The sequence below is a fragment of the Aquamicrobium sp. YD-1-mutant5 genome, assembly GCF_059509755.1.
In genome coordinates, this window is record NZ_JCAKKP010000015.1 from 71,443 (window position 1) to 80,856 (window position 9,414).

Consider the following 9,414-nt stretch of genomic DNA (forward strand, 5'->3'; position numbering starts at 1 on the left):
AGGGTGAGCACACGTTCCATTGCGGCATTGTCCGCTCTTTGTGCAGGTGTTGCGGCATTGGTGGTTGGGGCTGCCTGGGCCGATCCGGTTGATGAGGAGCTGGAGATCGACGGCGTGGAAATGATCACCCGCGCCCCCGCTCCGGAGGGGCATCCCTTCGATGAGGTGCTGTCGGGCTGGCTGTTCCGCGAGGCGGAGACGCGCGAGACGGAAGCCGATTCCTTTGCCAATCCGGGCATGCTCACCGTCGAGCGCGGCGCCGATGTCTGGGACACGGTCGAGGGTGCGGCGGGCAAGTCCTGTTCCTCCTGCCACGATGAAGCGGCGGAGAGCATGAAGGGCGTGGGCGCGCGTTTCCCGAAATGGGATGCGGCCTCCGGCAAACCCGTCAATCTGGAACTGCAGATCAACAAGTGCAGGGTCGAAAACATGGAGGCGGAGCCCTACAAGTTCGACCATCCCGACCAGATTGCGCTCGCCGCCTATATCAAACACCAGTCGCTGGGCATGCCGGTGAAGATCGATCTGGCCGAGGGCCAGATGCAGAGCTGGTGGGATAAGGGCAAGGAGAACTACTACACCCGCATGGGGCAGCTCAATTTTGCCTGTGCATCGTGCCACGAGGCCTCGATGGGCAAATATATCCGTGCCGACCACCTCAGCCAGGGGCAGGCCAACGGCTTCCCGACCTACCGCTTCCGCGACGGCAAGGTGATCTCGCTGCATGACCGCCTGCGCGGCTGCATCAAGGACACGCGCGCCGAAATGCCGGATGCCTTCTCCGACGATCTGATGGCGCTGGAGGTCTACGTGACGTGGCGCGGAACCGGCCTGTCGGTCGAGACGCCCGCCGTCCGGCAGTAAGCACGACGTCAGCGATGACACGCAGCCCGGCCGGGCGTTCCGGCCGGCTGAAGCAATTCCGGCAGAAATACGCAGCGGTTTGGCGTTCGGAATTGCATCAAAACAAAGGGTTGGAGCATTTCGGCGCTTCGGAGAAACGCGGAATTGCCCCAGAACACTTTCCGGGCTCAACGCCCTGAAGAGGCAAGCATGACCTATACCCGTCGGGATTTCTTTCAGTTCGCAGCCAATGCCGGCATGGCGCTCGGCGCTGCCGGCTATCTGTCGAATCCCACCCGCGCGCTTGCCCAGCAGAAGCTGACGCAGGATGACCTGCTGAGTTTCGATACAAAGGGGCAGGTGACGCTGCTGCATTTCACCGACGTTCATGCCCAGCTGATGCCGATCTATTTCCGCCCGCCGGATACCAATATCGGGGTGGGCGACTATGCGGGCATCCCACCGCATCTGGTCGGAGAGGCTTTCCTGAAGGAGTTCGGCATTGATGCCGGCAGTCCGCTTGCCTATGCGCACACCTTCCTCGACTATGTCGATCTTGCCCGTGCTTACGGCCGGCTCGGTGGCCTCGACCGCACCGCCACGCTGGTCAAGGCGATCCGCGCCGAGCGTGGTGACGACAAGGTTCTGTTCCTCGATGGCGGTGACACGTGGCAGGGGTCTTACACCTCGCTGAAGACCAACGGTCAGGATATGGTCGACTGCATGAAGCTCCTGAAGCCGGATGCCATGACCGGCCACTGGGAGTTCACCTTCGGCGAAGACCGTTTTCTCGAAATCATCGAAAGCATGGGCTACCCGTTCCTCGCCTCCAACATCTTCGATGCGGAGTGGGACGAGCCGGCCTTCGACAACACCGCCATGTTCGAGCGGGGCGGCGTGCAGGTGGCGGTGATCGGTCAGGCAATGCCCTACACGCCGATCGCCAATCCGCGCTGGATGTTCCCCAAATGGTCGTTCGGCATCCGCCCGGATGTGCTTCAGGCCAATGTCGACGCCGCCCGCGAAGCCGGTGCCGAGATCGTCGTGCTGATCTCGCACAATGGCTTCGACGTCGATCGCAAGCTGTGCAGCGTGGTCAAGGGTATCGATGTCATCCTCACCGGCCATACCCATGATGCCGTGCCGGTTGCCTTGCAGGTGGAGGACACGCTCGTCATGTCGTCCGGTTCGCACGGCAAGTATCTCGGCCGCATCGATCTGGAAGTGTCCGATGGCAAGGTGACCGGCTACAGCTCGAAGCTGATTCCGGTGTTCTCAGACGTGATCGCTCCTGACGCCGAAATGGCGGCAAAGATTGCGGAATTTCGTGATCCTTACAAGGACGAGCTTGGCCGCGTCATCGGCAAGACCGACTCGCTGCTCTATCGCCGGGGCAACTTCAACGGCACGTGGGACGATCTCATCTGCAGGGGTATCATGGAAGAGCGGGACACGCAGATCGCGCTGTCGCCGGGCTTCCGCTGGGGCACGACCCTGCTGCCGGGTCAGGACATCACCATCGACGATCTCTATACCGAGACCTCGATGAGCTATCCGGCCGTCTATCGCAACGAGATGACCGGCGCGCAGCTCAAGGAGGTGCTGGAGGATGTCTGCGACAACCTCTTCAACCCCGACCCCTTCCTGCAGCAGGGCGGCGACATGGTGCGCGTCGGCGGCATGACATACACCTGCACGGTGGGCGGGAAGATCGGCAACCGCATTTCCGACATGAAGCTCGCCGCCACCGGCGAGGCGATCGAGCCGGATGCGACCTATGTCGTCGGGGGCTGGGCCTCCGTCAACGAAGGCACCGAAGGTCCCGCCATCTACGACCTCATGGAAAGCTACATTTCCGGCAAGGGCACGGTGTCCGTTGCGGATGAGCGGACCGTAAAAGTCATCCAGTAAGCGCAATCCGCAGCGAGCCGGCTTTACGCCGGCTTTCTTGCTGTTCTATACATAGAAAAATTCATATGTTAGAATTGATGAAAGAATTGTCTGGAGGACATCATGGCTGAACGGCAGCAGGTGCTGTCGCCATCGCGGCGCGGCTTCCTCACTGGCGGACTGATGGGTGCTGCCGTTCTGGCGGGCACGGGTCTTGCCCGTGCTTCGGAAGGCGAGGAGGTCATCACCGAGATCCAGGACTGGAACCGCTATCCCGGCGATGGCGTCGATGCGCGCCCTTACGGTCAGCCCTCCCAGTTCGAGGCGCATGTGGTGCGCAAGAACGTGCCGTGGCTGACCTCCGATTCCATCTCGTCGATCAATTTCACGCCGCTGCATGAACTGGATGGCATCATCACGCCGAACGGCCTGTGCTTCGAGCGTCACCATGCCGGCATTGCCGAGATCGAGCCCGGATCGCACCGGCTGATGATCAACGGTCTGGTGGATCGGCAGCTGGTTTTCACCATGGCGGATCTGAAGCGCTTCCCGCGTGAAAACCGGATCTTCTTCCTCGAATGCGCAGCCAATTCCGGCATGGAATGGCGCGGCGCACAGCTCAACGGCTGCCAGTTCACCCATGGCATGATCCATTGCGTCGCCTATACCGGCGTGCGCCTCAAATATCTGCTTGAGGAAGCCGGCGTGAAGACGGCAGGCAAGTGGCTTCTGGCCGAGGGCGCCGACGCGTCGGCCATGACCCGCTCGATCCCGATGGAGAAGGCGCTGGACGACTGCATGGTCGCCTTCGCCATGAATGGCGAGGCATTGCGTCCCGAGCAGGGCTATCCGATCCGTCTCGTGGTGCCCGGCTGGGAAGGCAATATGTGGATCAAGTGGCTGCGCCGCCTCGAAGTGGGCGATGAGCCGTGGGAGCAGCGCGAGGAAACCTCGAAATACACGGACCTGCTCGCCAACGGCAAGGCGCGTCGTCACACATGGGTGATGGACGTGAAGTCGGTGATCACCAATCCGAGCCCGCAGGCCCCGATCACGCACGGCAAGGGCGCCATGGTGCTTTCCGGGCTGGCCTGGTCGGGCAATGGTGCGATCAGCCGGGTGGACGTGTCCATCGATGGCGGCCGCAACTGGCACGCGGCGCGCATCGACGGGCCGAGCCTGCCCATGGCCTTGCATCGCTTCTACTATGAGTTCGACTGGGACGGTTCGGAGCTGTTCCTGCAGTCGCGCGCCATCGATGACAAGGGCTTCATCCAGCCCACCAAGGAGCAGCTGCGCTCGGTGCGCGGCCCGAATTCCATCTATCACAACAACGGCATCCAGACCTGGCATGTCGACGGCGAGGGAGTGGTCGAGAATGTCGAGATTTCCTGAGCTTGTTCTGGCCGTCGCGCTGCTGGTGGCTCCCGCATCGATTTCCCTGGCCGCGCAGGACGCGCCGGCAGCCGGAAAATTCGGCATTGGCCGCGAGGCCACGCCGGAAGAAGTGGCTGCATGGGATATCGACGTGCGCCCCGATGGTCTGGGCCTTCCGGAAGGACGCGGCACCGCAGCCGAAGGCATGGCGATCTATGACGAGAACTGCGCTTCCTGTCATGGCGATTTCGGTGAGGCGGTGGATCGCTGGCCGGTTCTGGCCGGCGGGCAGGGCACGCTGGAGAACGAACGGCCCGAAAAGACCATCGGCTCTTACTGGCCCCATCTGTCGACCGTCTATGATTACGTGCGTCGCGCCATGCCGTTCGGCAATGCGCGGTCTCTTTCCGATGACGATGTCTACGCGCTGACGGCTTACCTCCTCTATCTCAACGATATCGTCGATGATGAGGACTTCGAGCTGTCGAAGGAAAACTTCACGTCGATCAAATTGCCCAATGCGGATAATTTCATCGAAGACGATCGCGAGAGCGAGCCGCATTATGCCGACAAGTCGGATCCCTGCATGAGCGATTGCAAGCCGGGCAAGGCGGAGGTCAGAATGCATGCGGCGGTGCTGGATGTGACGCCGGAAAATGCCGATGACAGCGCCCCGCAAGGCGGCATCGACTGAGCAGCTGATGCCGCAGGAATGCGGCTGAAAGAGGCGGGAATTCCGGCCCGGAGAGAAGGACCGCCATTTCGGTTCTCCAGTCTTCGTGCTGCCAATATGGGCAGCTTGCTTCGACGGCGCTGCCGGCTTTTGCCGGCGGCGCCGTTTCTTTTGGGCAAAGGAAATCTGCTCTTGCCTGAAACTGTGCTGCCATCATTTGGCACAGGTGCGGCAAGGCAGTCGCTCTGACATCGCACGGGAACGAAGCTTTTCCTTCCGCCCCAAGAGCGGTGAAGGCATCGGGCTCCTCGTCTTCCCGTCGCTGCTCATTGCGCCATGATCTTTCCTTTTTCCATGCGTCGCCTTCAGGCCTGAAATCATGTCCGGAACGGGAATGAAGTCCGTACATGTCCATTCCATCCGGAAGATTTTCGATCCCTGTCCTATAATATGGAATGGAGAAAATCTGCCTTCATCGCGTTTGCCCACCAGGCCGTCCTCGATGGTGTGTATTTCGTGGAAAATTCGGCCGGGATGACGTTTATGGCCGAATCCTGCGAATAACCCACTTAACTTAACGTTAAACTTAACTCACCTAGATTGCCGGGATAAGAAGCGGACGCGCTGTGAACAGGTGCTAAAAGCCGCCTGCATCGCATATCGGCGAAAGGGGAGTTATGTCGGCAGACCTTGCGAGCACCGTTGATCGTCGGCGCCAGTACAATGCTGGTGGAACGATGTCGCTGAACCGAGTGATCACGCCCTCGCAACTGTTTGGCCATGGCAACCCGGAAGTCGATGAGGCGGTGATCGCCATCATCCGCCCGGGCGTCTCGCCTGTCGTCGTGCGCTGATCGAAATGGCGTGTTCCATTTCCCGGCGGTCACAAGGCAGGTCCCGATCTCGCTCGATTGCGCCGACACCAACATCGGGATCACGGAAAAGCTCGTCAATTCTCTCGCGTGAAGAAGGGCGGTTCCCGGCGCCAGAGCGTTCCGCACCGGATGGCGGACGAGGCATTGAATGAAAGATTTCCCGTCAGGCTCTCCGGAGCGTGGTGGGGGAGTGCAGTGTGAAGTAATGGCGTGGGTTGGGTATGGAGGACCCGCGCCGGCAAGTGTCAGTCCTTCCTACAAAAACGACAATGGAGACTTGAGATGATCAATGGGATGACGCGCCGCGGGTTCATGCGTGCGGGCGCAACTTTCGGTCTGGCTGCGGCTTCTGCCGGTGCGGGCCTCACCGCCGGCACCAGCCTTGCCTTTGCGCAGGACGCCGATCTGCTGGCAGACATCAAAAAGCGCGGTTTCATCCGCGTCGGCACCTTCAGCATTCCGCCGGAAACCTGGATCGACATCAGCACCGGCGAATGGAAAGGCATCGCGGCAGACTTCACCAAGGCCGTGGCGGAAGAGATCGGCGTTGAGGTCGATCCGGTCGTGCTGGTTCACTCGGCGCTGGCCCCGGCCCTCGATTCCGGCCGTATCGACGTGATTTCCGGTCTCTACCGCACCGCTGAGCGCGAAAAGGTGATGGCATATGCCTCCGCACCTTACTGGTACGGCATCGACGTGCTGCTCACCCGCTCGGAAGGCGGCGTGGCCACGGTTGAAGACCTCAAGGACAAGGTGATCGGCACCGTGCGCGGCTCCGCGCAGGAAATCGAGGCTGCCGAGCTGCAGAAGCGCTACGGCATTTCCGATATCCGCAAGTACGATGCCGCCGATCCGATGCTGATGGATCTCAAGGCCGGTCGTCTCGATGCGGCGGTCTGGTGGGGCTACACATTCGACTACGCTGCCCAGCAGAACCCGGATTATGACTTCAAGGTCGTCGAGTATCTGGCGCCGGAATATCTCAACAGCGAGACGCTGCCCGGCAACTACTACGTCTTCTCCAAGAACGGAACCGCGGGCCTGATCCAGGCGTTCGATGCCGCCACGGAGAAGCTCAAGGCCGCCGGCGTCGACAAGCAGATCATGGAAAAATACGGCCTCAGCAATCCGTCCTACCTGACCGGCAAGTTCTGAGCGGTTCAGGCAGAAGTGCCCGCAATTCGGCATTCCGAATTGCTTTCATCAAAGAGCAGGCGCATTTCGCTCTTCCCGTAGAGGCGCAAATGCCCCGCATCTCATGAACAAGGTTCCCGGCGCGCAGGCGTCGGGGCTCCTGTCTCCCGGATTGGAAATCGATGAGCGATTATCTCCAGCTTGTGCAAACCTATTTTCCCTACGTGGCCAAGGGCGCGTCGATCACGATCCAGCTGACGATCGTGGCGCTGCTGGGCAGCGTGGCGCTGGGTCTTCTCACGACCTTCGCCAAGCTCGCCAATCTGCGTCTGCTGCGCATCGTTGCCAGCATCTACATCGAGCTGATCCGTGCCACGCCGGCGCTGCTGCAGCTCTTCATCATCTATTTCGGCCTGACCTCGTTCGGCCTGCGGCTGGATCCGTTCACTGCGGCGTCCATCACCCTGTCGCTGGTCGGCGGCGCCTATGCGGCGGAAATCTTTCGCGCCGGCATCGAGGCGGTGGATACCGGGCAGTTCGAGGCCGCCCGCAGCCTTGGCATGTCCACCCCGCTGGCGATGCGCCGCATCATCCTGCCGCAGGCGGCGGTGATCGTGCTGCCGCCCTTCACCAACTTCGTCATTTCCATGATCAAGGACACGTCGCTGGCGCTGACCATTTCGGTTCCGGAGATCATGTACCGATCCTACGATGCATCCAGCCAGTCGTACCGCAGCATGGCCATCTATTCGATGGCGGCCGTTCTCTATCTGGCGATCTGCCTTCCCCTGTCCGGGTTTGCGAAGGCTCTTGAAAAGCGCAGGGCTTCCCGATGAGCAAGACCATACTCGAACTGCAGGGGCTTGAGATGGCCTTCGGCCAGCTCAGCGTTCTGCGCGGCGTGGACCTGAAGGTCGAAGAGGGCGAGAGCATTGCCATCATCGGGCCGAGCGGCTCGGGCAAGAGCACGCTGCTGCGCTGCCTGAACCGGCTGGAAACCCCGACCGGCGGCAATGTGCTCTTCGAGGGAAACCGCATCGATGCGCGCACCGACATCAACCAGCTGCGCACGCGCATGGGCATGGTGTTCCAGCAGTTCAATCTGTTTCCGCATATGACGGCTCTTGCCAATGTGATGGAAGCGCCGGTTCATGTGCGCAGGATCAAGCGCGATCAGGCCGAGGCTGAAGCGCGCCGGCTTCTGGAAAAGGTGGGCATGCTGGAGAAGGCGGGTTCCTTCCCAAAGCAGCTTTCCGGCGGGCAGAAGCAGCGTGTGGCCATTGCGCGCTGCCTTGCCATGCAGCCGCGGCTTCTGCTGCTTGATGAGATTACCTCAGCGCTCGATCCCGAGCTGGTCGGCGAGGTTCTCGATGTGGTGCGCGATCTGGCGCGTCAGGGCATGACCATGCTACTCGTTACCCATGAAATGCGCTTTGCCCGCGAATTCGCGGACAGGGTCGTGTTCATGGATGGTGGGGTCGTGGTCGAGGTCGGACCACCGGAGGAGATTTTCACCCGGCCGAAGAGCGAGCGGCTCAGGAAGTTCCTGACGGCTGTTCTGGAACAGACCACCTGACCAGCGACGCTCCGGCGTCATGGGTTGACAAGAAGCCCGGAACGGGCGCTGTGGAGAGGATATTTCATGAAATTGTTGCGCTATGGAGAGCCGGGCGCTGAAAAGCCCGGCCTGCTCGATGCTGAGGGCGGGATCCGTGACCTGTCGGCACATGTGACCGATATCGGGGGCGCTGCGCTCGACCCCGCCGCGCTGGCAGAGCTGGCGAAGCTGGACCCGCAGACCCTGCCTGCGGTCGCGGGATCGCCGCGTATCGGACCTTGCGTTGCCAATGTCGGCAAGTTCATCTGCATCGGCCTCAACTATGCCGACCATGCCGCAGAAGCGGGCCTGGCCGTGCCGTCCGAGCCGGTGGTTTTCATGAAGGCCTCGTCCGCCATTGTCGGTCCCGATGACGATGTGCTGATCCCGCGCGGTTCCGAAAAGACCGACTGGGAAGTCGAGCTTGGCATCGTCATCGGCCGCAAGGCGAAATACGTCTCCGAAGCCGAGGCGCTGGATTATGTGGCGGGCTATTGCGTCGCGCACGACGTGTCCGAGCGCGCTTTCCAGAACGAGCGTCAGGGTCAGTGGACCAAGGGCAAGAGCTGCGACACCTTCGGGCCGATCGGACCGTGGATGGTGACGAAGGATGAGATCGCCGATCCGCAGCAGCTTGGCATGTGGCTGAAGGTGAACGGCGAGACGATGCAGAACGGCTCGACCAGAACCATGGTCTATCAGGTGGCCTATCTGGTTTCGTATCTGAGCCAGTTCATGAGCCTGATGCCGGGCGACATCATTTCGACAGGCACGCCACCGGGCGTCGGCATGGGCATGAAGCCGCAGCGTTTTCTCAGGGCCGGCGATGTTGTGGAACTCGGCATCGAAGGGCTGGGCACGCAGAAGCAGAATGTGAAGGCGGACGCCTAGGCTCAGGACCTATTAATTTGGTTTGATCTGTGATTCACGGTCTTTGCTGAAGGAGGCCGTGATGGGTGATTTGTTTCTGCTGAGCGAGTGCCAGATGGCGCGCATATCGCCGTACTTCCCGTTGTGGCACGGGG

8 protein-coding genes are annotated in these 9,414 nt (G+C 61.2%); all 8 read left to right on the top strand.

What is annotated here, in order from left to right:
- Positions 1-3: 3 nt before the first annotated feature.
- The 8 genes from soxA (at position 4) to AC5XE7_RS17270 (ending at position 9,280) form a co-directional block, all read left to right on the top strand.
- Positions 4-864 (top strand): sulfur oxidation c-type cytochrome SoxA, encoded by an 861-nt coding sequence (gene soxA / locus AC5XE7_RS17235; RefSeq protein WP_495366985.1) that lies wholly within the window; start codon positions 4-6, stop codon positions 862-864.
- A gap of 189 nt (positions 865-1,053) precedes the next feature.
- Positions 1,054-2,754, top strand: coding sequence for a thiosulfohydrolase SoxB (gene soxB, locus AC5XE7_RS17240; protein ID WP_495366986.1), 1,701 nt, complete (start codon positions 1,054-1,056; stop codon positions 2,752-2,754).
- A 102-nt stretch (positions 2,755-2,856) separates the two neighbouring features.
- On the top strand, positions 2,857-4,128 hold the full coding sequence (gene soxC, locus AC5XE7_RS17245) for a sulfite dehydrogenase (RefSeq protein ID WP_495366987.1): 1,272 nt from the start codon (positions 2,857-2,859) through the stop codon (positions 4,126-4,128).
- Positions 4,112-4,804: a c-type cytochrome gene (locus tag AC5XE7_RS17250; protein ID WP_495366988.1), complete on the top strand. Its 693-nt coding sequence runs from the start codon at positions 4,112-4,114 to the stop codon at positions 4,802-4,804. Before soxC ends, AC5XE7_RS17250 begins: the two co-directional genes overlap by 17 nt.
- Before the next feature lie 1,136 nt (positions 4,805-5,940).
- Positions 5,941-6,813, top strand: a complete 873-nt coding sequence (locus tag AC5XE7_RS17255; RefSeq protein ID WP_495366989.1) for a substrate-binding periplasmic protein — start codon at positions 5,941-5,943, stop codon at positions 6,811-6,813.
- A gap of 161 nt (positions 6,814-6,974) precedes the next feature.
- Positions 6,975-7,628: an amino acid ABC transporter permease gene (locus AC5XE7_RS17260; RefSeq protein WP_183827272.1), complete on the top strand. Its 654-nt coding sequence runs from the start codon at positions 6,975-6,977 to the stop codon at positions 7,626-7,628.
- A complete protein-coding gene (locus AC5XE7_RS17265) occupies positions 7,625-8,368 on the top strand; it encodes an amino acid ABC transporter ATP-binding protein (RefSeq protein WP_495366990.1) in 744 nt (247 codons plus the stop codon). The genes AC5XE7_RS17260 and AC5XE7_RS17265 overlap by 4 nt, the downstream gene beginning before the upstream one ends.
- Before the next feature lie 66 nt (positions 8,369-8,434).
- Positions 8,435-9,280: a fumarylacetoacetate hydrolase family protein gene (locus tag AC5XE7_RS17270; protein WP_495366991.1), complete on the top strand. Its 846-nt coding sequence runs from the start codon at positions 8,435-8,437 to the stop codon at positions 9,278-9,280.
- Positions 9,281-9,414 lie beyond the last annotated feature (134 nt).